Source organism: Aeromonas sp. FDAARGOS 1402, from assembly GCF_019046925.1.
GTDB classification, from domain to species: Bacteria; Pseudomonadota; Gammaproteobacteria; order Enterobacterales; family Aeromonadaceae; genus Aeromonas; species Aeromonas caviae.
The window spans coordinates 4,036,306-4,059,622 of sequence record NZ_CP077201.1 but is presented as its reverse complement, the minus strand read 5'-3'; the positions used below and the strand labels follow the sequence as shown (position 1 = coordinate 4,059,622).

At 61.9% G+C, this 23,317-nt stretch carries 23 protein-coding genes, 1 tRNA gene, 1 other RNA gene and 1 pseudogene; 8 read left to right on the top strand and 18 right to left on the bottom strand.

Translation table 11 applies throughout. The features are described 5' to 3' along the window. Nucleotides 1–31 precede the first annotated feature (31 nt). From nuoF to mepA, 13 genes are all read right to left on the bottom strand, one after another. Nucleotides 32–1,417, bottom strand: a complete 1,386-nt coding sequence (nuoF, locus tag I6L32_RS19065; RefSeq protein WP_216944348.1) for an NADH-quinone oxidoreductase subunit NuoF — start codon at nucleotides 1,415–1,417, stop codon at nucleotides 32–34. Next, on the bottom strand, nucleotides 1,414–1,953 hold the full coding sequence (nuoE, locus tag I6L32_RS19060) for an NADH-quinone oxidoreductase subunit NuoE (RefSeq protein WP_010675030.1): 540 nt from the start codon (nucleotides 1,951–1,953) through the stop codon (nucleotides 1,414–1,416). The genes nuoF and nuoE overlap by 4 nt, the downstream gene beginning before the upstream one ends. A gap of 72 nt (nucleotides 1,954–2,025) precedes the next feature. Next, a complete protein-coding gene (gene nuoC, locus I6L32_RS19055; RefSeq protein WP_302056399.1) occupies nucleotides 2,026–3,795 on the bottom strand; it encodes an NADH-quinone oxidoreductase subunit C/D in 1,770 nt (589 codons plus the stop codon). Nucleotides 3,796–3,833: 38 nt separating this feature from the next. Then, the gene (locus I6L32_RS19050; RefSeq protein ID WP_010675028.1) at nucleotides 3,834–4,508 is read right to left on the bottom strand and encodes an NADH-quinone oxidoreductase subunit B family protein; all 675 of its coding nucleotides are present in this window, start codon (nucleotides 4,506–4,508) and stop codon (nucleotides 3,834–3,836) included. 29 nt (nucleotides 4,509–4,537) lie between these two features. Then, complete coding sequence (locus tag I6L32_RS19045) at nucleotides 4,538–4,942, bottom strand: NADH-quinone oxidoreductase subunit A (protein WP_010675027.1); 405 nt, start codon at nucleotides 4,940–4,942, stop codon at nucleotides 4,538–4,540. 256 nt (nucleotides 4,943–5,198) lie between these two features. Continuing rightward, the gene (locus I6L32_RS19040; RefSeq protein WP_010675026.1) at nucleotides 5,199–6,074 is read right to left on the bottom strand and encodes a flagellar motor protein MotB; all 876 of its coding nucleotides are present in this window, start codon (nucleotides 6,072–6,074) and stop codon (nucleotides 5,199–5,201) included. Continuing rightward, nucleotides 6,052–6,810 carry a flagellar motor protein gene (locus tag I6L32_RS19035; RefSeq protein ID WP_029314677.1) on the bottom strand — a complete coding sequence of 253 codons (759 nt, stop codon included), beginning with the start codon at nucleotides 6,808–6,810 and terminating at the stop codon, nucleotides 6,052–6,054. Before I6L32_RS19035 ends, I6L32_RS19040 begins: the two co-directional genes overlap by 23 nt. Before the next feature lie 655 nt (nucleotides 6,811–7,465). Further along, nucleotides 7,466–7,594, bottom strand: a non-coding RNA gene (locus I6L32_RS19030) — RtT sRNA. Nucleotides 7,595–7,649: 55 nt separating this feature from the next. Next, a tRNA-Ser gene (locus tag I6L32_RS19025) sits at nucleotides 7,650–7,737 on the bottom strand. Nucleotides 7,738–7,914: 177 nt separating this feature from the next. Then, the gene (locus I6L32_RS19020) at nucleotides 7,915–8,532 is read right to left on the bottom strand and encodes a TPM domain-containing protein (protein ID WP_039038708.1); all 618 of its coding nucleotides are present in this window, start codon (nucleotides 8,530–8,532) and stop codon (nucleotides 7,915–7,917) included. Between the two features lie 22 nt (nucleotides 8,533–8,554). Further along, nucleotides 8,555–9,289, bottom strand: coding sequence for a YgcG family protein (locus I6L32_RS19015; protein ID WP_041211561.1), 735 nt, complete (start codon nucleotides 9,287–9,289; stop codon nucleotides 8,555–8,557). Beyond that, nucleotides 9,286–9,891, bottom strand: coding sequence for a LemA family protein (locus I6L32_RS19010; protein ID WP_216944346.1), 606 nt, complete (start codon nucleotides 9,889–9,891; stop codon nucleotides 9,286–9,288). Before I6L32_RS19010 ends, I6L32_RS19015 begins: the two co-directional genes overlap by 4 nt. A gap of 42 nt (nucleotides 9,892–9,933) precedes the next feature. Then, entirely contained in the window at nucleotides 9,934–10,677 is a 744-nt protein-coding gene (mepA, locus tag I6L32_RS19005) for a penicillin-insensitive murein endopeptidase (protein WP_216944345.1), read from the bottom strand. A gap of 174 nt (nucleotides 10,678–10,851) precedes the next feature. Between mepA and I6L32_RS19000 the strand changes: the two genes are divergently transcribed. Both I6L32_RS19000 and I6L32_RS18995 read left to right on the top strand, forming a co-directional pair. Continuing rightward, nucleotides 10,852–11,394, top strand: a complete 543-nt coding sequence (locus tag I6L32_RS19000) for a hypothetical protein (protein ID WP_045524448.1) — start codon at nucleotides 10,852–10,854, stop codon at nucleotides 11,392–11,394. A 245-nt stretch (nucleotides 11,395–11,639) separates the two neighbouring features. Continuing rightward, a complete protein-coding gene (locus I6L32_RS18995) occupies nucleotides 11,640–11,885 on the top strand; it encodes an RNA-binding protein (protein ID WP_010675019.1) in 246 nt (81 codons plus the stop codon). A 69-nt stretch (nucleotides 11,886–11,954) separates the two neighbouring features. Here the strand turns inward: I6L32_RS18995 and I6L32_RS18990 are convergent, their stop codons facing one another. After that, the gene (locus tag I6L32_RS18990; RefSeq protein ID WP_041211559.1) at nucleotides 11,955–12,854 is read right to left on the bottom strand and encodes an aldo/keto reductase family oxidoreductase; all 900 of its coding nucleotides are present in this window, start codon (nucleotides 12,852–12,854) and stop codon (nucleotides 11,955–11,957) included. Nucleotides 12,855–13,019: 165 nt separating this feature from the next. On the opposite strand from I6L32_RS18990, the gene I6L32_RS18985 reads away from it, so the two are divergent. From I6L32_RS18985 to ltaE, 3 genes are all read left to right on the top strand, one after another. After that, complete coding sequence (locus I6L32_RS18985) at nucleotides 13,020–13,427, top strand: transcriptional regulator (protein ID WP_039038703.1); 408 nt, start codon at nucleotides 13,020–13,022, stop codon at nucleotides 13,425–13,427. A 75-nt stretch (nucleotides 13,428–13,502) separates the two neighbouring features. Then, nucleotides 13,503–14,210, top strand: a complete 708-nt coding sequence (locus I6L32_RS18980) for a short-chain dehydrogenase (RefSeq protein ID WP_119197626.1) — start codon at nucleotides 13,503–13,505, stop codon at nucleotides 14,208–14,210. A gap of 86 nt (nucleotides 14,211–14,296) precedes the next feature. Next, nucleotides 14,297–15,313, top strand: coding sequence for a low-specificity L-threonine aldolase (gene ltaE, locus I6L32_RS18975; RefSeq protein WP_052816459.1), 1,017 nt, complete (start codon nucleotides 14,297–14,299; stop codon nucleotides 15,311–15,313). A 63-nt stretch (nucleotides 15,314–15,376) separates the two neighbouring features. Here ltaE and I6L32_RS18970 read toward each other — a convergent pair whose 3' ends face one another. From I6L32_RS18970 to I6L32_RS18955, 4 genes are all read right to left on the bottom strand, one after another. After that, entirely contained in the window at nucleotides 15,377–15,808 is a 432-nt protein-coding gene (locus tag I6L32_RS18970) for a PAS domain-containing protein (protein ID WP_039038700.1), read from the bottom strand. Nucleotides 15,809–15,840: 32 nt separating this feature from the next. Further along, a complete protein-coding gene (locus tag I6L32_RS18965; protein WP_045524457.1) occupies nucleotides 15,841–16,863 on the bottom strand; it encodes a response regulator in 1,023 nt (340 codons plus the stop codon). 46 nt (nucleotides 16,864–16,909) lie between these two features. Beyond that, the gene (locus I6L32_RS18960) at nucleotides 16,910–17,854 is read right to left on the bottom strand and encodes a LysR family transcriptional regulator (RefSeq protein ID WP_045524458.1); all 945 of its coding nucleotides are present in this window, start codon (nucleotides 17,852–17,854) and stop codon (nucleotides 16,910–16,912) included. An 83-nt stretch (nucleotides 17,855–17,937) separates the two neighbouring features. Next, nucleotides 17,938–18,486, bottom strand: a complete 549-nt coding sequence (locus tag I6L32_RS18955; protein WP_223918117.1) for a DUF2982 domain-containing protein — start codon at nucleotides 18,484–18,486, stop codon at nucleotides 17,938–17,940. A 322-nt stretch (nucleotides 18,487–18,808) separates the two neighbouring features. Between I6L32_RS18955 and I6L32_RS18950 the strand changes: the two genes are divergently transcribed. From I6L32_RS18950 to nfsA, 3 genes and pseudogenes are all read left to right on the top strand, one after another. Then, nucleotides 18,809–20,749 carry a bifunctional diguanylate cyclase/phosphodiesterase gene (locus I6L32_RS18950; protein ID WP_029314665.1) on the top strand — a complete coding sequence of 647 codons (1,941 nt, stop codon included), beginning with the start codon at nucleotides 18,809–18,811 and terminating at the stop codon, nucleotides 20,747–20,749. A gap of 154 nt (nucleotides 20,750–20,903) precedes the next feature. Continuing rightward, nucleotides 20,904–22,466 (top strand): AbgT family transporter, encoded by a 1,563-nt coding sequence (locus I6L32_RS18945; protein WP_052816460.1) that lies wholly within the window; start codon nucleotides 20,904–20,906, stop codon nucleotides 22,464–22,466. 67 nt (nucleotides 22,467–22,533) lie between these two features. Further along, nucleotides 22,534–23,258, top strand: a pseudogene (nfsA, locus tag I6L32_RS18940) (oxygen-insensitive NADPH nitroreductase). The last annotated feature ends 59 nt before the right edge of the window (nucleotides 23,259–23,317 follow it).

Genomic DNA, 23,317 nt, shown 5'->3' with positions numbered 1-23,317 from the left:
AAATCGGCTATTGCCCGATGCGTCCTGGCGCTTACCAGCGCTCGCCCAGCAGGTTGGGCTGGATACCCTTGAACAGCTTGTGATTGTCATGGGGGGCCTTGACCCCGGCCTCGAACTCGGACCGGAAATACTTCATCGCACTGCCAAGGGGCTCGACGGCGCCGGGGGCATGGGCACAGAAGGTCTTGCCCGGGCCCAGGAAACTGACGAGCTGTTCCAGGGTCGCGAGATCCTCGGGTTGGCCCTCGCCCCGCTCCAGCGCCCGCAGGATCTTGACGCTCCAGGGCAGGCCGTCGCGGCAGGGGGTGCACCAGCCGCAGGACTCGCGGGCAAAGAACTCCTCCATGTTGCGCAGCAGTGAGACCATGTTGATGCTGTCATCCACCGCCATGGCAAGGCCCGTACCCATGCGAGTGCCCACCTTGCCGATGCCGCCAGCGTACATCTGGGCATCCAGGTGCTCGGGCAGCAGGAAGCCGGTGCCGGCGCCGCCCGGTTGCCAGGTTTTCAGGCGATAGCCGGGCTTCATGCCGCCGGCGTAGTTTTCGAACAGCTCGCGGGCGGTGATGCCAAAGGGCAGCTCCCACAGGCCGGGATTGTTGACCTTGCCGGAGAAGCCCATCAGCTTGGTGCCGTGATCTTCCGAACCCGGCAGTGCCAGCCCCTGATACCAGGCCACACCGTTGCCGATGATGGCGGGCACGTTGCACAGGGTTTCGACGTTGTTGACGCAGGTCGGCTTGCCCCAGACGCCGGAGACGGCGGGGAAGGGGGGTTTGGCCCGCGGGTTGGCGCGCCGTCCTTCAAGGGAGTTGATGAGGGCCGTCTCTTCGCCGCAGATGTAGCGACCTGCGCCGGTGTGGACGAACAGCTCGAAGTCAAAGCCCGAGCCCAGGATGTTCTTGCCAAGGAGCCCCGCGGCATTGGCCTCTTCCACGGCGCGGCGCAGGTGGATGGCGGCATCCACGTACTCGCCGCGCAGGAAGATGTAGCCGCGATAGGCTTTGAGAGCCCGGGCACTGATGATCATCCCCTCGATCAGCAGGTGGGGCAGCTGCTCCATCAGCATGCGGTCTTTGTAGGTATTGGGTTCCATCTCGTCGGCGTTGCAGAGCAGGTAACGGATGTTCATGCTCTCGTCTTTGGGCATCAGGCCCCACTTCACGCCGGTGGAGAAACCGGCGCCGCCGCGTCCCTTGAGGCCGGCATCCTTGACGGTGCTGACGATGTCATCCGGGCTCATCTGGCCAAGGGCCTTGCGGGCGGCCTCATAGCCCTGTTTTGCCTGATACTCCTCGAGCCAGACCGGCTGGCCGTCGTCCCGCAGGCGCCAGGTGAGAGGGTGGGTCTCGGCGGTGCGGGGGATGCGGTTGGCGGTGCCGAGGGAGGCAAGCGTCTTGCCTGGCTGAATGCTCATGGGTAAGCCTCCAGGGTTTTCAGCAGGCTGACGGCATCGAGTCCGCCATAGGTATCGTCATCGATCATGATGGCCGGCCCCTTGTCGCAGTTGCCGAGGCAGCAGACGGGCAACAGGGTGAAGCGGCCATCCGGGGAGGTCTGACCGGGGGCCAGATTGACGACCTCTTTCAGACCGGCAAGCAACTGCTCGTGGCCGTTGATGTAGCAGACCATGCTGTCGCAGACGCGGATGATGTGACGACCCACCGGCTGGCGGAAGATCTGGCTGTAGAAGGTGGCGACCCCTTCCACGTCGCTGGCGGGGATGCCGAGCTCGGCGCCGATGGCGTGAATGGCGCCGTCAGGTACCCAGCCACGGGCCTGTTGCACTATCTTGAGCGCTTCGATGCTGGCGGCACGGGGATCTTCGTAGTGGTGTTTCTCGTGTTCGATGGCATCGCGCTCAGCCTGGCTCAGGACGAAATCTCCCTGCTGGCTGCTGCATGCCCCTTGCCCTTGTGGGGTCTGGTTATTGTGACACTGACATTGGCTCATGACTTGACCTTTTGTGGCTTGTCCCTTTACTGCGCGTCTTGCCCTTCGCCCCGGCTGCCGGGGCGAGAGGACTCAACGATCCACATCTGACATAACGAAATCGATACTGCCCAGGTAGACGATAAGATCCGACACCATCTGGCCGCGGATCACCGAGGGGATCTGCTGCAGGTGAGCAAAGCTCGGGGTGCGGATCCGGGTCCGGTAGCTCATGGTGGATCCGTCGCTGGTCAGGTAATAGCTATTGACCCCCTTGGTCGCCTCTATCATCTGGAAGGACTCGGCGGCCGGCATGACAGGCCCCCAGGAGACTTGCAGGAAGTGGGTGATCAGGGTTTCGATGTCCTGCAGGGTGCGCTCTTTGGGCGGTGGCGTGGTGAGCGGGTGATCCGCCTTGAAGGGGCCCTCAGGCATGTTTTTCATGCACTGCTCGATAATGGACAGGCTCTGGCGGATCTCCTCGATGCGCACGGTGGCGCGGTCGTAGGCGTCCCCGTTGCTGCCCACCGGCACCTCGAACTCGAACTGATCGTAACCGGAATAGGGGCGCCATTTGCGCACGTCAAAGTTGAGCCCCGTGGCCCGCAGACCGCCCCCCGTGGTGCCCCAGGCCAGGGCCTGGGCCGTGTTGTAGGCGGCGACACCGATGGTGCGGCCCCGCAGTATGCTGTTGCGCATGGCCGTCTTTTCATACTCCATCAACCGCTTGGGCAGCCAGCTCAACAGGTTGTCCTGGATGAGGCGGGCCCAGCCGGCAGGCAGATCGTGGGCCACGCCGCCGATACGGAACCAGGCCGGGTGCATGCGGGCTCCGGTGATGGCCTCGATGATGGTGTAGATCTTCTGGCGGTCCGTGAAGGTGAAGAAGACCGGGGTCATGGCCCCCACGTCCTGAATGTAGGTGCCAAGGAACAGCAGGTGGCTCTGGATGCGGAACAGCTCCGCCATCATCACCCGGATCATGTCGACCCGCGCCGGCACTTTGATGCCGGCCAGCTTCTCGACCGCCAGCACATAGGGCAGGTTGTTCATCACGCCGCCCAGGTATTCGACCCGGTCGGTGTAGGGGATGTAGCTGTGCCAGGACTGGCGCTCGCCCATCTTCTCGGCGCCGCGGTGGTGATAGCCGATGTCGGGCACGCAGTCGCGGATCTCTTCCCCGTCGAGTTGCAGCACCAGGCGGAAGGCGCCGTGGGCGGAGGGGTGGTTCGGCCCGAGGTTCAGGAACATGTAGTCCTCGTTCTCGTTGCCGCGGGCCATGCCCCACTCTTCCGGCTTGAACAGCAGGTTGTCCTGCTCCTGATCCTGCTTGACCGCATCGAGCATGAAGGGATCAAACTCGGTGGCGCGCGCCGGGTAGTCCTTGCGCAGGGGGTGCCCTTGCCAGCTCTTGGGCATCATGATGCGGGTCAGATGGGGGTGGCCATCGAAGGTGATCCCCATCAGATCCCACACTTCCCGCTCGTACCAGTTGGCGTTGGGGAAGTGGCGGCTGACGGTGGGCAGATGGAGATCGCTCTCCTTGAGCGCCACTTTCAGCATCACGTCGGCGTTACGGTCGATGGAGATGAGGTGATAGAAGACGGTAAAGTCGCTCTCCGGCAGGCCGTGGCGATGGCTGCGCATCCGTTCGTCGGTGGCGCTGAGATCGAACAGCATCACGAAGGGGGAGGGCAGCTTTTGCAAGAAGCCCATCACGTCCAGCAGCAGATCCCGGGAGAGCCAGATGACCGGCACGCCGGTACGGGTGCTCTGCACGGTGAAGCGCTCGGCACCGAAGTGGGCGAACAGCTCGCCGACCACCTGGGCATCGGAGTGATCGGCGGTTTGCCACTGGGCCATGGTGTAATTGCTTGGGAATTCTCGAGTCAGTTTCATGATCAGATCTCATCCGGCGTGCGCAGGTTGGTCACGTTGATCCGCTCGCCGCGCTTGCGTTCCTTCTCGGATTGCATCTGGGGACGGTAGATCCCCTGATCCCCCACCACCCAGGAGAGGGGGCGGCGTTCCTTGCCGATGGACTCCTGCAGCAGCATCAGGGCTTGCAGGAAGGCCTCGGGGCGGGGCGGGCAGCCCGGAATGTAGACATCGACCGGCAGGAACTTGTCCACCCCCTGTACCACGGAGTAGATGTCATACATGCCGCCGGAGTTGGCACAGGCCCCCATGGAGATGACCCACTTGGGCTCGAGCAACTGCTCATAGAGCCGCTGGATGACAGGGGCCATCTTGATGAAGGGGGTGCCAGCAATCACCATGAAGTCGGCCTGACGGGGGGAGGCTCGTATGACCTCAGCGCCGAAGCGAGCCACGTCGTGGGGAGAGGTGAAGGCGGTACACATCTCCACGTAGCAGCAGGAGATGCCGAAGTTGTAGGGCCAGAGGGAGTTCTTGCGGCCCCAGTTGACGGTGTCTTGCAGCACCTCTTCGAGGCGCCCGATCATGATGCCGCGGGTCGCTTGCTGCGCCAGTGGATCATCGACGGTCTGGCGCTGTTCCTGGGGGTAGCGCTCAACGGGCGCATCCGGGTCAATCCGGGTCAGGGTGTACTTCATGGTGCAACCTCAAAGAGATAATCGGTAGTTCAGTCTGGTTTCTTGTCAGTCAGGACACGCTTTTTCGGGGCCCAGTCGAGGGCACCAATGCGCCACAGGTAGAGGAGGCCTACCAGCAGCAGGGTGATGAAGATGGTGGCTTCGATGAAGCCGACCCAGCCGCTCTCCCGAACGGAGACGGACCAGGCAAAGAGATAGAGGGCTTCGACATCGAAGATGACGAAGAACATGGCGACCAGGTAGAACTTGGCGGAGAAGCGCAGGCGGGCGTTGCCGACGGAATCCACCCCGGATTCGAAGGGTTTGTTCTTGGCACGGCCATAGGCGCGTCCCCCCAGCAAGGCCGCCAGGCCTATCATGGTCAAGCAGATACAGATGGCGCCAATGACATAGGCAGCAAAAGCCCAGTGCTGGACGGCAATATCAGCAAACATATAGGTTTTTCCCTAACCAAATTAATCATGTGACTTAACAATGATGTTACGTAGTATGCCACTTTCGTACTGATTTACATGTCATTTCAAAGGATTAATTATTAATCAACGGGATGAAAATTGTGTTTTGCTAGCGGGGTCAACTTTCTCGTTTGAGAATTGTTTTCAATCGTTTTTATGTAGCAGAAAAAAACCGGATAGTTTGAAAATCCGGGGGATGGCAGGAAACAAAAGACCCCGCATGGCGGGGTCTGTTTCAGGGTTGGAGAACGGGGAGGCTCTGCTCTGCCGCCTTGCCCTGGGAGAGCACGATCTCCACCCGGCGGTTGGCCTGGCGGTGAGCCGGGGTATCGTTTGGATAACGGGGTTGGGTATCAGCCACCCCCTGGGCGATCAGCCGTCGTGAATCCAGCTTGGGGTTGGTCAGCAGGGTGTGGGTGATGGTGGCCGCCCGCAGCACCGACAGCTCCCAGTTGTTGCGATAGAGCTCCACCGGCGCCTGGGAGTTGTCGGTGTGACCGGTGACCACCACCATGCCGGGGATGTCCGCCAGCACGTCCGAGACCTTGTTGACCAGCGGAATGAACTGGGGCTGCAAGAAGGCGGAGTCGGCCGGAAACAAGGTCTTTTCGCCGATGCGGATGACCAGTTGGCTGCCAAGCTGCTCCACCTCGATCTCTTTGGACTCGATTTGGCTCTTGAGCTGCTGATCCAGCTTCTGCTTGGTGACTGTGACCCAATCCTGCTCCTTGGTCTTGTGGGGCCAGGACTCCGTGGCCGTAGGTTTCTCCGAGGAGCCGATGGTCTCGTTGAAAGGGTCGGCCGCCGCTGCGGGCGTCTGGGTATCCAGCACCTGCTCTTTCTGGGAGGTATTGGGGGTGGTCTTGGACTCGGGTTCCAGTATGCCTGTGCCCCCCTGCATCACGGGGGAGCCGGCGGGAAGGGAGACCAGCCCTATCTTGCCAAGAGATTCGATAAAGCCCTGAATGAGCACGCGAGTCTCCGACTGCTTGGCCATGGCGAAGGAGTAGAGCACCACGAACAGGGCGAACAGCAGTGTCATGAAGTCGGCGTAGGAGACCAGCCAGCGTTCGTGGTTCTCCGGCGCCTCAGCCTTTTTCTTTTTCGCCACCGTGGCCTCCGAGGTAAGGCTCAAGGGTCACTTGCAGCCGTTGCTGTGACTCGCCGTCCACGATACAGAGGATGCCGGTGAGGGTCATCTCCTTGTAGTGGCGGATCTGGTGGGCAAACGACTTGTAGCGGTTGCCGAAGGGAAGGAAGATGAGGTTGGCGGCCGACACCCCGTAGATGGTGGCGATAAATGCCACCGCGATGGCGCCCCCCAGCTTGTCGGGGGCATCCAGCAGGCCCATGGCGTGAATGAGGCCAAATACGGCCCCGACGATCCCCATGGTCGGGCAGTAGCCCCCCATGGCCTCGTAGAATTTGACGGTCTGTTCGATATCTTCCTGCTCGAACTCGATCTCGTTTTCCAGTACCTCGTGGATTTTGGTCTTCTCGTAGCCATCGACCATCATCTGTACCCCTTTTTGCAGGAAGGGATCCTTGATGTCGTCGATCATGCCCTCCAGTGCCAGCATGCCGCTGCGCCGTGCATTGCCCGCCAGGGTTTCAAGCAGTTGGGCCTGCTCCAGCATGTCGAGGCGCAGGGGAGTAATGAGCCACTTGAAGCGTTTGAGGGTTTTACCAACCACGGAGAAGGGAAACTGGGTCAGTGCGGCACCGACGGTACCGCCGATCACGATGAGAAAGGCGGGCAGATCGAGCAGGGCGCTGGGGTGCCCCCCTTCTATCATGTTGCCACCCAGAATGGCTGCCAGGGCCAGCAGCAAGCCAATAAGACTCATTTGTCCATATCCCTATGCGATGTGTGAGGCTAGTGTAGCCATTTAACTATCAGTTTTTCAAAACGATATCCAATCGGTGAGCAATATCCGAGAGGTTGCGCAGACCCGGTAGTGTCCGGTGGCATCGGCCTGTGCCGCTTGGTCAGCAGAGCAGGTTGACGGTGCCGACCTGGCAGGACGAGGCGGTTATCCAGGTGATATCACAATATACTGTGCTATCTGTGAGAGTATGTTGGTTATTTATATCGCCACTTTCTCTTATATTGGCGTAATGCGCTGCCAACGAGAGAGGGCTGGCTGCCCTCGGGGCATATCCCCTGTCGGCAGAGAGCAGAGAGGCGGAAGGGATGGGATTGGCTGGGCGGCACTCGGCCAGGTATCGCGGCAAGCCGTTTTTTCTGGCCCCGCCAATGACGGGTTTCTCCTGCCAGGGGGTTGGCAGACACCTTGAAGAAAAAACCGACCCTGAGGTCGGTTCTTCAATCTGTACGCTGGGTCGGGATTGACTCGCGCCATCCCTGGCGCTCGACCTGCGGGCGGCCTCTGGCCGTCCAGTCGGGCTATCCTGCCCGCCTGTCGACAGGGTTCGAACCGAGCCGCCCATCATCGGATAAAGTAAAAGGCCCCGTCTTGCGACGGGGCCTTTTACTTTATTTGGCGGTGAGGGAGGAATGATTCACCACTGCGTGGCACACCCCTTCGGGGCGGCCTGCGGTCGTTCATCGCAGCAAGCTGCTCTGCTCGAACCCGACGAGGCTTCTCACCTTCTCTCCATCGGCATCGGATGTTGCCATGTCACCAGATGCAAAAAACCGACCCTTAGGTCGGTTTTTACAATTTGGCGGTGAGGGAGGGATTCGAACCCTCGATACGTTGCCGTATACACACTTTCCAGGCGTGCTCCTTCAGCCACTCGGACACCTCACCAAATTTTGGTCTGTGGTTTAACGTGTTCAGCCAACACGGTGTCCGCTGCGCCGTTGCGCTGGAACGGGGCGTAATTTAGGGGAAAGGGCTGCCTGGGTCAACCACTTTTCCCCTTATTTTTCATAATCTTTATCGAGTGCCTATCCCTTGAACAGAATGCCGGTTTTTTAATCCCGTTCAAGGCTTGTCGAGAATGATCAGGCTGTCAGGCAGCTCGTTCTGATCCCGGGTGGCGGGGAAGGCGTCGGTCAGAATGGCGCTGGTGCGCTCCACGCACTCCAGAAACCCCTGCTCGACCTCCTTGTTGCGTACTCGAACCACGAAGTCGTCGATGATCTGCTGCCATTGGGTGTTGTCGATGTGCTGAGCGATCCCGTCGTCTACCAGGATCTCCACATAGTGCTCCGCCACCGAGACGAAGATAAGCACCCCGAGCCGGTCCCGGGTGCGGTGAAGTCCCTGCTCGACAAACTGCAGTCGGGCCATCAGGGCGGCCCGGTGACGGCGTACCTTGTGGGGAATGAGCCGCATCTTGATGGGCGTCCAGTGGAACAGCAGGCTCAGCAGCAACCAGACCGACCACTGCACCAGCAGGATCTCGTACCAGCCAAGCCAGAAGCCGAGCTGGAAGACCAGCAGGGGGGTGAGCATGGCGAGCAGGGCGGCCCACAGGGTCGGAATATAGCGATAGCCATCGCTGGCCGGGGCCAGCACGGTGACCAGTTCGGCATCCGTGGCCTGCTCGGCCTGTCGAACCCTGGCCTGCAAGGTGTGGAAAAACTGTTTCGAAATCATCTTGTTGTCTCTTTTTCCCTGATTACCAACCGCCAGATGCACCGCCGCCGCCAAAGCTGCCGCCGCCACCACTGAAACCGCCACCACCACCGCCAGTGCGGCCGCCAAAGGAGCCGGCACCGAATCCACCGGCCATGTAGGCGGCCCGGCGACGTCCTCCCGGCCCACCGCCGCCGCCGCGCAGGTTGTGCAGCACGATCATCGCAATCACCACCAGGATGAAGAGCCAGGGACCTCCCTGCTTGTCGGCCTTGCTGGTGTTGTCCACGGGCTGATACTCCCCGGCCAGGGCCTGCATGATGCCCTGGCTGCCGGCGAGGATGCCGGCCACCATGTCACCGCGCTTGAAGGCGGGCAGGATCCGGGTCTGGATGATATTGGCGGCGATGGCGTCGGGCAGGGCACCTTCCAGGCCATAACCCACCTCGATGCGCACCTTGCGCTCGTCCTGGGCGATGATCAGCAGCACGCCGTTGTTCTTGCCTTTTTGGCCGATGCCCCAGTGGCGACCGAGCTGGTAGCCGTACTCTTCGATGGTATCCCCCGCCAGCGTGTCGATGGAGACCACCACCAGCTGGACGCCGCTGCGCTTCTCGAAGACGGCCAGTTGCTGTGCGAGCTGGTGGGCCTGCTTGCGGGACATCAAATTGGCCTCGTCCACCACCCGCCCGGTCAGGGCCGGGAAATCGGGGGCGGCATGCAGTGCCGTGGCACAGAGCAGCAGACAGAGCGCCAGCCAGCGTCTCATCACGTTCATTGGAAGCTGACCTTGGGCGCCTCATCGGCACCGGGTTTGGCGCTGAAGGTGGGTTTGGCTTCCAGATCGGAGTAAAGCAGCTTGGACCAGATGACCCCGGGGAAGGTACGGATCTCGGTATTGAACTGGCGTACTGCCTCGATGTAATCCCGTCTGGCCACCGCGATGCGATTCTCGGTGCCTTCCAGCTGGGCCTGCAGGGTCAGGAACTGCTGATCGGCCTTCAGATCCGGGTAGCGCTCGACCACTACCATCAGCCGGGAGAGGGCGCTGGAGAGCTGCTCCTGAGCCGCCTCGAACGCCTTGAGCTGGGAGGGGTCACTCACCTGCACGCTGCCGACTCGGGCACGGGCATCGGTGACCGCCTTGAGGGTCTCCTGCTCGTGGCTGGCGTACCCCTTGACGGTGGCCACCAGGTTGGGAATGAGATCGGCCCTGCGCTCGTACTGGTTCTCGACCTGTCCCCAGCTCGCCTTGACCTGCTCATCCAGGGTCGGAATGGTGTTCATGCCGCAGCCGGTCAAACCCAGCAGCAGGGTCAGGGTCAGCAGGGCACGGGTACCACGTTGCCAGAGTGAAGTGGCCATCTTGTTGTTCTCCATTGATATTTCTCTCGGAAATAGGTTCACCATAACAGCTTGTGGTCAGCCCTCACAACGCCTGGGTAAGAGGGGGGCGCGGTAGCTCATCGACACCTTGGGCAGCTGGGGTTTGTCCTTGAGCCAGGAGGCCAGCTCCTCCCCACAGCCATTGCCGGGGGGAATGGGAGCCTGGGGCTGGCAGTCCGGACTGTTTGCCGGGCAGCGCAGGCGCACGTGAAAGTGGCTGAAGTGGCCGACCCAGGGGCGCAGCTTGCCGACCCAGGCTTCACCGGGTGCCTGTTTGCACACCTCGGCCTTGATGACGGGGTTGACGAAGATGCGCGCCACCTCGGGGCGATCGGCCGCAAGGCGCAGCAGATTGAGCTGCCTGGGGCCGAATCGGCCGGGTAGCATCCGGTAGCTGGGTTCGTCGATTAGCGCCCACTCCCTGGGGGCATCCTGTTCCCAGCGGCTGATGGGTCTGTCAGCCATCCTGAACCAGATGTCGGCATCCAGGCCGGTCTGGTGGCTGCGATGACCTGAGGTAAAGGGCCCCCCGTGTATCATGGCGAGGTCGGCGATATAGAGATCCGGCATGCCGGCCAGTCTGGTCTGGTTGGCCAGATGCTGCAGGTAATGGATGAGGTCGGGGTGACCGTAATAGCGCAGCCGTTTGGTGCGGATCACCTGATAACCAGGACCTTCGAGGGGCAGGGCCACGGCATTTTTCAGGCAGCCGGCGGAGTAGCCGCCGATGGCCTCGGCATAGAGTGTGCTCGCGGACAAGAGCAGGGCGGTGGCGAACATGGGACTCCCGGGATGGCGCCCAGTGCGGGCTCAGACAGCCCCAAGCATACCAAGAGTGGCCGCTGGCCGTCATCCGTGTCGCGGTGGCGGTTGCATCGCGGCGCGTCGCTCGCGCACAATGCGCGGCAACGCAGCGACGGCAAGGCCGTTCGCATCACAGAAGGAGAAGAGAAGATGAGAGTCAGTGAGCTGGCAGCGCAAGAGAACGTGAGCTGGCTGATGCCCCCGGCCCGGCGGTTTTACGGGGTCATGATCTGCCTGTTGCTGGCGAGTCTCGCCACTGTGGTGGCCGCCCTCTGGCTGGGATATCCCGACATGGGCCTGCTGCCCTGGGTCGGGGTGGTCTTTGGCGGCATCGTGCTGGTGATGATGGTGTTGCCGCGCAACTGGCAGCGCTGGCGTCTGGCGGAGCTTGCCTGGGATGAACGCCATCTCTATCTGCTCAATGGTGGCGAAGACCGGGCGTTGGCGCTGCCCAGAGCCGTGCTGGTGGGCATGGAGCGGGATCGCAAGGTGGGACACGATGGCCAGTGGCTCGATTTCAGCCTGGATCTCGGGCTGGATGAGGTGACCCTGGCGACGGCCACCAGCCTGCTCGGGTTGTCCCGGGAAGGGACTCACGAAGTGGCCCCCGGGGTCTATCGATTCGGGTTCAAACGTGCCTGGCATGGGCGTCGTGCCCTCGGCACATTGCTGGCCGAGCTGCACCCAGCCTGACTATTTTCTCGACAATTCATCCCAATGCTCAGATACTGCCTCTGATTCGATTTGATCTTTCCTGCTCCGATAGCCCAAGAGATCAAGGACTTGGGATACGAAGCTGGAAGTGCCATGGCATGATGCCGTGGCTGGTCCGGCAGGGGGGTTGTGCCCTTACTCCCAGGTCGGTGGATGCATAGATAAGGCACCTTGAATCGAGAGTGGATGGCATGAAGATTTACGTAGGTAATCTGTCGTACCGGATGACGGCCGACGAACTGACAACCGTGTTCAGCCAATTTGGGCAGGTAGACAAGGTCGATATCATCATCGACCGCGATACCGGTCAGTCCAAGGGGTTTGGTTTCATTGAAATGCCGGTCAATGGTGAGGCCGAGAAGGCCATCGCCGAGTTGCACGGCACCGAGGTCGGCGGCCGCACCATCACGGTCAATCAGGCCAAACCGAAGACGGATGCACCCCGTGGTCGCCCCCAGCGCCATCGTTGAATCGTCTCGATAACGGAAAACGGCATGGAATCCTCCATGCCGTTTTTGTTTTCAGGGTCTGGTGCAGACTCAGGGAACGTCATAACCCAGAGCGGCCTTGCGGATGCGGAACCACTGCTGGCGAGTGAGCTCAATGGACTCGGCTGCCACGGCGGCGGCGATCCGCTCCCGTTTGCCGGAGCCGATGAGGGGCAACGGCTGACTCGGCAGCATCATCACCCAGGCGTAGACCACCTGCTCCAGACAGTCGGCGCCCACCTCCTGGCGGATCTGCTCGAGTTCCGTCCGCAGCGGGGCATATTCGGGGGCATGGAACAGCCGCCCGCCGCCAAGGCAGGACCAGGCCATGGGCTTGATGCGCAGTTGCTGGCATTGATCCAGGGCACCATCCAGCGTCCCCTCCTGATGGAGCGGGGAGATCTCCAGCTGGTTGGTGACCAGGGGGAAGGGCAGGCGGGATTGCAGCAGGGCGAACTGGTGGGGCGTGAAGTTGGAGACCCCGGCGTGCTTGATCTTGCCTGCCTGCTTGAGGGTGATGAAGGCGTCGGCCACCTCGTCGGCGTTCATCAAGGGGTCGGGGCGATGGATCAGCAACAGATCCAGATGATCGGTGCCGAGCTTTTGCAAGGAGGCTTCGGCACTGGCGACGATGTGTCCCTTGCCGGTGTTGTAGTGATTCAGGGCGTGGGCCGGATTGGCGGTGAGGGCGATGCCGCACTTGCTGACGATCTCCATGCGATCGCGCAGGGAGGGCTCCAGGCGCAGGGCATGGCCGAAGGCCTCCTCGCACTGGTAGCCGCCGTAGATGTCGGCGTGATCGATGGTGGTGACCCCGAGATCAAGGTGATATTTCATCAGGTCCAGCAGGGCGGCGGGGGAGAGCTGCCACTCCATCAGGCGCCAGTAGCCCATGATGAGGCGGGAGAAGGTGGGGCCTTGCTCATGCAGGGCCAGACGGGATACGGACATGGTGACTCCTCTGGAGATAAAAATGCGAAAAGAAAGGGGCAAAATCATGTGCCAGCATCTTGGTCTCTTCCGGCGGACAAGGCAATAATGCCCCCTTCGCGAATTCGAACTATGGTTCTGACTCCGACGGGTCAAGATCCCGGTGTCAGTGAGAGGAGAAGGGTGATGGAAGGATTTGCCGCCAGGCTGCAAAGCCTGATCGGGGAGGGGAGTGTGAGCGCTTTTGCCCGCAAGGTGGGGTTGAGTGAAGCCCTGATCCGCAAGTATCTGAAAGGGGCCGAGCCCGGCCTTGGCAAGGCGAACCAGATTGCCATGGGGGCCAACTGCTCGCTGGAGTGGCTCGCCACCGGTTGCGGGTATCTCTATCGTCAGGCCGAGGTGGTGGACAGGGACGCGCTGGCGGCGGCGGGGGCGCTGGTGCAGGAGACCCGTCCGGGAAAGCCCATGCCGGACGAGGAGCAACTGGTGACCCTGCTCGCCTATTACCAGTTCCTGCGCAGCCACAAGCAGGCGGACGGTTTTCTGGACCTGGCCCGGGCGCGGGAGTTTGGGCGCCATCTGGCCGAGGCCTGAGTCTGACGGGTGCTCCCGGCAGTCCGCCATTCTTCTGATACCCTCTAAGCAGTGATCAAATCCAAGGACACGCAGATGAGCTATCTGATCCTGGGCAGTGGCGGGTTGGGCAGTGCGCTGGCACGGGAGCTGGCCAGACGGGGCGAAGAGTGGTTGCTGGCGGGCAGGCAACTGCCCAGGGGGCTGGATCCCGCCTGCTACTTTCCGCTGCAGGAGGTGGACCCGCTCTCCTTCGAGGCCCTCTTCACCCTCTATGACAGCACCACCCTGCCGACGGTGGTGATCAACACCATAGGCCTGCTCCATGATCTTGCCCACATGCCGGAGCGGCGGGTGGAGGAGGTGACCCCCCAATGGCTTGAAGAGAGTCTGCTGGCCAATGCCTGGCCCCACCTGGCCCTTGGTGCCAACCTCAGTCGGCGCATGATGCCCCAGAGCACGCTCTGGCTCTGCACCCTCTCGGATCGGGCGGGAAGCCTGGAGGAGGGGGGCCAGGAGGCCATGTGCCACTACAGCTACCGCATGAGCAAGACCGCCCTCAACATGGGATCCCGGATCCTGGCGGGTGAGTGGGCCGGACGTTTTCCCGGCGCCGGTGTCATCACCGTGCATCCCGGCCTCATGAATACCCCCATGCAGCAACCTTTTCTTCAGGAGATGGATCCCACCTTGCTGCAGGACCCCGCCGAGGTCGCCGTCCGCCTGCTGGATCTGATGGCCACACTGACGCCCGCGCACTCGGGCCGTTTCGTGGACCTGCACGGCCAGTCGCTGCCCTGGTGAGCCGCCGGGCTCACATTCCCGCTTGCCGTTTCTTGCCAGCCGGGTGTCGGCTGGTTAATGTCATCGTCCTGCATCAGGAGGATGACATGCGCTATATCGATTTACGAAGTGATACCGTGACCCAACCCACGGAAGCCATGCGCCAGAGCATGCTGCATGCCGAGGTGGGAGACGATGTCTATGGGGAAGATCCCAGCATCAATGCGCTGGAGCGCCGCGGCGCCGAACTGCTGGGCAAGGAGGCGGCCCTGTTCGTGCCCTCCGGCACCATGTCCAACCTGCTGGCCTTGATGAGTCACTGCCAGCGTGGGGAAGGGGCCGTGCTGGGGGCGGCTTCCCACATCTATCGCTACGAGGCCCAGGGCTCTGCCGTGCTGGGCTCGGTGGCCCTGCAATCCGTCCCCATGCAGGCGGACGGCACCCTGGCCCTCGAGGATGTGCGGGGGGCCATCGCTCCCGATGATCCCCATTTCGTCCAGACGCGCCTCGTCTGCCTGGAAAATACCCATAACGGCAAGGTGCTGCCATTGACCTACCTGCGCGCCATGCGCGAATTCGTCGACGAGAAGGGGCTGAAGCTTCACCTGGACGGGGCTCGCCTCTTCAATGCGGTGGTGGCAAGCGGGGAGCCGGTGGCCGCCATCGCGGCGCCTTTTGACAGCATCTCCGTCTGCCTCTCCAAGGGACTGGGGGCACCGGTGGGTTCCCTGCTGGTGGGATCGGCTGCGTTCATCGCCCGCGCCAGACGGCTGCGCAAGATGCTGGGGGGCGGCATGCGCCAGGGAGGGATCCTGGCCCAGGCCGCCCTGTTCGCGCTGGATCAGCACGTTGCCCGGCTGGCGGATGATCATCGCCGCGCCAGGCGTCTGGCAGAGGGGCTGGCCGCCTTGCCAGGCATCGCACTCAACATGGGGGAGGTGCAGACCAACATGGTATTCCTGCGCCTGACTCAGGGGGATCCCGCCACCTTGCTGGGTTTCATGAAGGAGCGCGGTATTCTCTTCTCCGGCTACGGGGAGCTCAGGCTGGTGACCCACCTGCAGATCACCGATGATGACATCGACGAGGTGATCGACGCCTTCACCGAGTACCTGAGTGGTTGACGTCATTCCCCATCGCAACAACAAGGGCGCCATCGGGCGCCCTTGTTGTCATGGCAGGGTCGGTCATCCCTGGCGCTGGCCGGTGATCAGCATGGCCTCGTCGGTGGCGTCATAGATCATGATGGCCAGGTGGGTGACCTCTCCGGCGAAGTCGGCCAGCGGCACCAGGGTCAGGTTCTGGTACATGTAGGGGGCCGATCCCGTGATGGGGCGGTAGTTGGAGAAGCGCAACAGGTAGGGGCGCTGCTCCCAGGTGCTGAAGGCACGGTTGTTGAGTTTGAACACCATGTTGGCCTTGCGCTCGAACCAGGCCTTGTCCACATCGGGGAAGAGCGAGAACAGCCCTTGATCGCGCACCTCGCCTGCCAGCCGGCCGCTGTGACTCTCCATGAAGCCGTTCCACACCTGGATCCGGTACTCCCTGTCGAGCACGACCAACCCCACGTCCAGATTCTGGACGATGTTCATCAGCCAATGAAATTCCCGAATATCCATGGTCACTCCTGGTGGTTGCTGCCGCGGGACGGTCACAGCATGTGCATGATCTTGTTGTTCATGGTGGCGATGGAATCTTCGGTAAACAGCAGCAAGAGATCGCACTGCACCGCATAGCCCTGCACCCGATAGTTGATCTCGATGGCCAGAGTGCGGCGCCAGCGGCTCTGGTTGGTCCGAATGAGATCCTGAATGGGTCTGTGCTGGCCCAGCACCACGGGGTGACCCTGGCTAAAAGGGGTGTCGAGCTGGTTGGCGTAGCCGCGCAAGAAGGCGCCAATCAGCACGTTGGCGGTGTCCATCAGCAGTTCGAGCTCGGCGCCGTGATCCAGCTCCCCCTGATGGTTCATCAGGCGGGCCAGGTCCTGGAAGCTGGCATCGTGGAACAGCAGCAGGGCCTCCCCGGCGATCCCGGCCCCGATGAAGCCTTGACAGACCGCAGAGAGCGTCTCCGACTCGGCGGCGGCCGAGAGTGCCATGTGCAGCTCGGAGACCTCCAGCACGTTGACGTTGGGGATGGGGAGCAGCACGAAGGCGCCGAGCAGGCGGGCCAGCAGATCCGCCCCCTGGCCCATGGCGACGTTGGCCAGCTCCTGATAGACATCCCGCAGCTCGGGGGTGAACTGGATGCTGCTCTGGGCAGCCTGGTGGCTGGCGACGGGCTGGGGCTGGATGGCCGTCAACTGGGTGGCTGATTGCCACAGACCGTGGCGCTTGAGCAGGGCAAGGAGGGTGTCCGGGGAGGCCGGCTTCTTGATGAAATCGAGGGCGCCAAGGGCCATGACACGCTCATGGGCTTCCGGCTGGATGTCGCCGGAGACCACGATCACCTTACTGCGCACCCCCTCTCGCTTGAGGGTCTCGAGCACGCCATAACCGTCCATCTCCGGCATGGTGAGATCGAGAAAGATCAGGTCCCCGTGCCCCATCAGGATCTGCTCGACCCCTTCCAGTCCGTCCGCGGCCTGGTGCAAGGTGACACCCCAATCGGCGGGCAGGGCGCGCACCAGCTGTTTGCGCGCGAACCCGGAGTCATCACATATCAATACATTCATAGTGTTAGCCGACCTGTGCAACGAGGATTGCGCTAAGTGTGGGTCATCAGCCGTCAGATGCAACGGGCAGCGGCTGCGCCGGTGAAAATTGATCGTTCTGCTGGCGGGTACGATAGCGCTCAGAGTGCTTCTCGACGAAATCGGCGAACATCTTAACACGCAACGGGGTGAACCGGGGCTGACAATGGAGCATGTAGAAGGGACGTTTTCCGGACTGCCAGTCAGGCAGGACGGGGACGAGCTGACCATCTTGCAGGAAGGGGTGCACATAGTGCTGCGGGGCGTTGACGATGCCGAGGTGGCGCTGGGCTGCCCGCACGGCGGCCTGGGTCTGGTCGATGCAAAGGCGGGGAGTGCGCTTGATGCAGATCGCCTGTTCGTCCCGCCCGCTCAGTTGCCAGTGCTGGTGGGGCCAGCAGTAGATGAGATCGTGCTCTTCCAGCTGGGTCGGGTGGGAGGGCACACCCATCTTCTCCAGATAGAGGGGGGAGGCGAACAGACCGTACTGGATGTGACCCAGACAGAGGGCGTTGGGCAGGGTCTGGGGGAGCTCGCCGTTGAAAAAGACCAGGTCCCTGTCCTGATCTGCCTGGAGGGCATGGTCGTTGGACTGGCGGATGTCGAATTGTACCCCGGGATAGCGCAGGCCGAAGTCCACCAGCATGTCGACCAGGATGGTGTTGGAGAGGGCGATGGGGGCCGCGAGGCGGATGAGGCCGCTGATGTCCGTCTCCTCACCCCGAATTTCGCCGGTGGCCTGCTCTATTTCCGCAAGGGGGGTACAGAGGCGCTCGTAATAGCGCAGCCCTTCGTCCGTGAGACGCAGCTTGCGGGTGGATCTGTGCAGCAGGCTGCATCCGAGCTGCTCTTCCAGTTGGGAGATACGTCGACTGATGGTGCCGGTCGGCATGCCCAGCGCAGCGGCGGCGTGGGAGAAACCGCCCTCTTGCACCACCTTGACGAACAGATAGAACTCTTCGATGTACTTCATAAGCGGTTTTAGGGGGTGTTCTGGCTGTAACAAGCCAGTGACCTTATGAAGAGTCACCGGGCTTGGCAAGCGCAATCCGGCGTTTAATTGATCTGGATTAGATTCGACTCGCGCTGGTATTGCTGGAGCAGATGGACGAAATCTTCCGGGGATCTGTCCAGGCTGTTGTCGGGCACCAGCAGATCGTACCCCAACAGATCACGCAGCCGTGCCATCCGGTTGCCGAGCATGGCGATCACCCCCTCATAGCGCTGGCCGGAGGGTGAGCAGAAGCGGCTCTCCTCCAGCAGTCCCTCTCCCAGGAGCCCACTGCCGCACCCTCCGGTCGGGCAGTCGGAGCGCTCGCTTCGCATGGCCTGCATCAGCACGGCGCGCTGCTCGGTCAGCAGACGGACGGCGAGCCGGGGTGTGATCAGCGTCAAAAAAGCGTCGTAATCCTTTATTTTCAAGCCGATGTAGGGCAGCTCCACCAGATCCCACCCCAAATGGATACGTGGTTGGTCAATTCGCTGAATATTTCTCCATTTCAGGATCCAGCCGCCGTACTTGTGATGGTATTGCAGGCAGTCCTGACACAAAGAGAGACTAAAATGAGGCTCACCCAGTTTCCAAACCCCGACAAGAATTGTCATCAGGCCCGCCAAGAGGAGGGAAATGGCGGGGATTAGTAGTTGTTCACGAAGAAAAAAAAGTATAAAAATCATAGCAATGGTTATCACCATGCCCAACAATACCAGTGTGAGTCCATTTCTTCGTACCATGGGGATCACATGTAGCGTTTTCATATGATTTCGGCCTTTTTTCATCCGTTTGTTATTCGATTATGGGCCGGAACGGATTTTGTACCAGCGTGAATACTCCTGTCAGGGGGCGCAAGCGACTGGTTCGACCATGAGCTTTCAGCATGAATCATCACTCAACATGAATACGCTAGACGAACGCCTGCTCACCGTGATGGATGTCCTCCACACGCCTGTCTGGGTCTATGACATCCAGCGTCATCATATTTACTGGGCCAACGATGCTGCCCTCGGGCTCTGGGAGGCGAGCTCCCTGGCCGAGCTGAAGTCCCGGGATTTCTCCGCCGACATGGCCGCCGCCATCGATCTGCTGCTGCAGCGCTATCTCGGTGATTTCCAGCAGGAGCGCAGTTACAACGAGTGGTGGACCCTCTCGCCCAAGGGGGTCAAGAAGCAGGTCTATCTGCGTCTTTCCGGGATCCAGCTTGCCGGAAGGCAGATGATGATGGCGGAAGCGGTCATCGATGCCGACACCCTCTATCAGGAGTCCTCCCTCGCCACCGGCGACACCCTGGCCTGTCTCTTTGACAACGAGGGGCGCCTCGAGAGCGGCAACCATCACTTCGACATGTGCTTTGGCACCGGCATTCTGACGCTGCCCCAGATCTTCTCCGGTGCGGACGAGGCCTTCTATCGTCGCCTCTCCCGTCTGGACGAAGTAGTGGCCGAAGGGGAGTGCCGCACCCAGAAGGGGATGCGCTGGTTCCAGTACCAGTTTCGCCATATCCAGCAGGGGGCACGGATCCTGCTGACCATGCGGGACATCACGGATCGCAAGCTCGAAGAGCTGGAGCATCGCCACCTGGCCTGGCACGACTCCCTCACCGGGCTGCTCAACCGCTACGGCCTGATGAAATCCCTGGAAGCCTATTGCGGCCTCGGGGGGCGCTTTGCCCTGGTGTTCATGGATCTGGACAACTTCAAGCTGGTCAATGACAACTACGGCCACAAGGCAGGGGATCGCCTGCTGGAGCGGGTCGCCGGACGGCTCAAGCAGATCTGCCCGCGGGACGTGGAGCTGGCGCGCCTTGGCGGGGACGAGTTCACCGCCCTGGTGCCCCTCAACCAGGCGAGCGATCGGGCCCAGGAGGTGGCGGATCTCATGCTCTCCCAGATGAGCAAGCCACTGCAGCTGAGCGGTGTCCCCGAGGTCACCATCGGCGGCAGCATCGGCATCGCCATCTACCCGGACGACGCCGATGATGGCGACAACCTCATCACCCGTGCCGACATGGCCATGTATCAGGCCAAGCAGATGGGGCGGCTTCGCTGGCAACGCTTCACCCCCAGCATGCAGCAGAGCCTGCATCGCAAGCTGACCCTGAAGCAGTTCCTGGCCAAGGCCGTCGGTCGGGGAGAGCTCAGCCTGCGCTATCAGCCCCAGGTGGATGTGGCGCAAGGTCGGGTCATCGGTTTCGAGGCCCTGGTACGCTGGTACAATCCCGTGCTCGGCCATGTGTCGCCGGCGGAGTTCATTCCGCTGGCCGAAGAGATGGGGCTCATCCGGGAAATCGGAAGCTGGGTGCTTTCCACCGCATTGGCCCAGATGGGGGAGTGGCAGCGACAGGACGGGGTGAGGGTGCCGGTGTCAGTCAATCTCTCGGGCTTCCAGCTCTCTGCCAGTTTGCCGGAGCTGGTGGCCCAACTGCTCGAGGTATTCTCGGTGGAGGCGGCGCTGCTGACCCTGGAGCTGACCGAGACGGTGCTGATGCTCGACATGAAGGGGTGCATCGAGATCCTCGACGCCCTGAGCGAGCAGGGGATCAAGATCGCCATCGACGACTTCGGGACGGGCTACTCCTCCCTGGCCTACCTCAACCGGTTGCCCATCGACACCATCAAGCTGGACCGCTCCTTCGTGGTGGGACTCAACCTGCCGGTGATCCGGGCGACGGTGGCCATGGCCACCAGTCTGGGGCTCGGGATCCTGGCGGAAGGGGTGGAGGAGGAGCACGAGCTCGCGGCCCTGCAGACCCAGGGTTGCCATGTCTTCCAGGGGTTCCTGTTCAGCCGTCCCATGACCCCGGAAGAGGTGGCGGCGGCGGGGTTTGCTGTACAGTGCCGACTGGGTCGCTACCCCCTCGCAAACCATTGAGCAAGTTGTCGATAAATGTGCGGCATCTCCCATTTATGAAGTGCGAGATGCCAAATTAAACATAATTAATCGAATTTTTGTCTCATATCATGGGATCCATTAGACGTTATCGCTAGTATGCGCGCTCATTCCTTGGTAATGGAGTATCACCATAATGAGTCAAGCTGCAGTGAACGAGCGTCCGGCCCCTCCCAACGGCTGGTTGAACCGCTTTCTGAACGGGGTGGAGAAGGCGGGCAACAAGCTGCCGGATCCCGCCATGCTCTTCCTCTATGCCTTGCTGATCGTCTGGGTCGGCTCCTGGATAGGCTCCCAGTTCTCCTTCGATCTGGTCAATCCCCGCACCGGAGAGGCCGTGGTCATCAACAACCTGTTGACCGGGGCAGGGCTGGCGGACTTTCTCGCCAGCATGGTCACCACGTTCACCGGGTTTGCTCCCCTTGGCATCGTGCTGGTGGCCATGCTGGGGGTCGGGGTGGCTGAACAGTCCGGTTTCATCAACACCGGGCTCAAGAAGCTGCTCAAGGTGACGCCGGCGCGCTTTCTGACCCCCATGCTGATCCTGGTGGCCATCGTCAGCCATACCGCCGCCGATGCGGGCTATGTGCTGGTGATCCCCATTGGCGGCATCATCTTCCATGCGGCGGGTCGCCACCCGCTGGCGGGGATTGCCGCAGCCTTTGCCGGGGTTTCCGGCGGGTTTGCCGCCAACTTCCTGCCCTCCGGCGGGGATGCGCTGCTTCAGGGTTTCACCCAGTCTGCAGCCCAGTTGTTCGACCCTGACTACATGGTCAACACCCTGTGCAATATCATCTTCACCGGCGCTTCTTCCTTGCTGATCATCTGCGTGGGCTGGTTTGTCACCGAGAAGATTGTCGAGCCGCGCCTCAAGCAGGTGCCTCTCAACGAGGATCTGGAGAGCGCCGACGAGATGGGTCGTTACAGCGCCCAGGAAAGCCGGGCCTTCAACTGGGCCGGGTTCGCCATGCTGGCGGCCGTGGTGCTGCTGGGGCTGGCGCTGGCCCCCGGCGACTCGCCGATGCGGGCACCGGACGGTTCCCTCACCACCTTCGCCGCGCCGGTGATGAAGTCCATCGTGCCCCTCATTTTCCTGCTGTTCATCCTGCCCGGGATCGTCTATGGCTTTGTCGCCGGCAGCTTCAAGAGCGGCAAGGATGTGATCGACGCCATGTCGGCCACCATGAACAAGATGGGCTCCTACATGGTGATGGCCTTCTTCTGCGCCCTCTTCATCAAGGCGTTCGGGGATTCCAACCTCGGTACCCTGCTGGCGCTCTCCGGTGCCGAGGTGCTTCACGCCCTGGCGTTCCCGGGAGAGGTGACCATCGTCGGCATCATACTGCTGACGGCCACCGTCAACCTGGTGGTGGGCTCGGCCTCCGCCAAGTGGGCCCTCATCAGCCCCATCCTGGTGCCCATGCTGATGGCGGTGGGGATCTCGCCCGAGCTGACTCAGGCCGCGTATCGGGTGGGGGATTCCGCCTCCAACATCATCACCCCGCTGATGGTCTTCTTCCCCCTGGTGGTGGTCTATTGCCAGCAGTATGTGAAGAGCACAGGCATCGGCACCCTGGTCTCCATGATGCTGCCTTACTCCCTGGCCTTCCTGGTGAGCTGGACGGGCTTCCTGCTGATCTACTGGGCGCTGGGGTTCCCGCTTGGGTTGCAGGCCCCCTATGTCTATCCTGCCCCTTGAGGGTGACGGGGGGCCTTGGGCCCCCCGCTTTTTTTGGGTAGAGTGTGGCCTTCATCCCGGAGGTACCATGAACCCGACCATCGATCTCATTCTTTCCCATCGCTCCATTCGCCAGTTCACCCCAGAGCCCGTCAGCGCAGAGCAGCTGGATCAGATCCTGAGCGCCGCCCAGAGCGCCGCGAGCTCCAGCTTCCTCCAGGCCAACAGCATCATCCGGGTCACCGACAAGGGGTTGCGGGCCACCCTGGCGGAGCTGGCCGGCCATCAGGCCTATGTGGTCGAAGCGGCGGAGTTTCTGGTGTTTTGCGCCGACTACCATCGTCACAGCCAGATAGTGCCGGAGGCCCGCACCGGCTTTGTGGAGCAGCTCATGATCGGGGCCATCGACGGTGCCCTGATGGCGCAAAATGCCTTGCTGGCGGCCCAGTCACTTGGGCTGGGGGGGGTCTATATCGGCGGCATTCGCAACAATCCGGCCAAGGTGAGCGAGGTGCTGGGTCTGCCCCATCAGGTGATCCCGCTGTTTGGCCTTTGCCTGGGTCATCCCGCCCAGCGGCCGGAGCAAAAACCGCGGCTGCCCCGGGCGCTGGTGGTGCACGAGAACCGCTATCCTGCCACCCTGGACCGCGCCTGCTGGCCCGGTACGACGGGCAGATCCACGACTACTACCAGGCCCGCAGCAGCAACAACAAGGATCAGACCTGGAGCGGGCAGATCAGGGGGATCCTGGGCAAGGAGGCAAGGCCCTTCATGCTGGGATTCCTGCAGTCGAAGGGTTTTTGCCTCAAGTAATGGGGGCGGCGGGCGATATGGAGCATGACGCACCGGATGCGGTCACCGCCTGCGAGCGT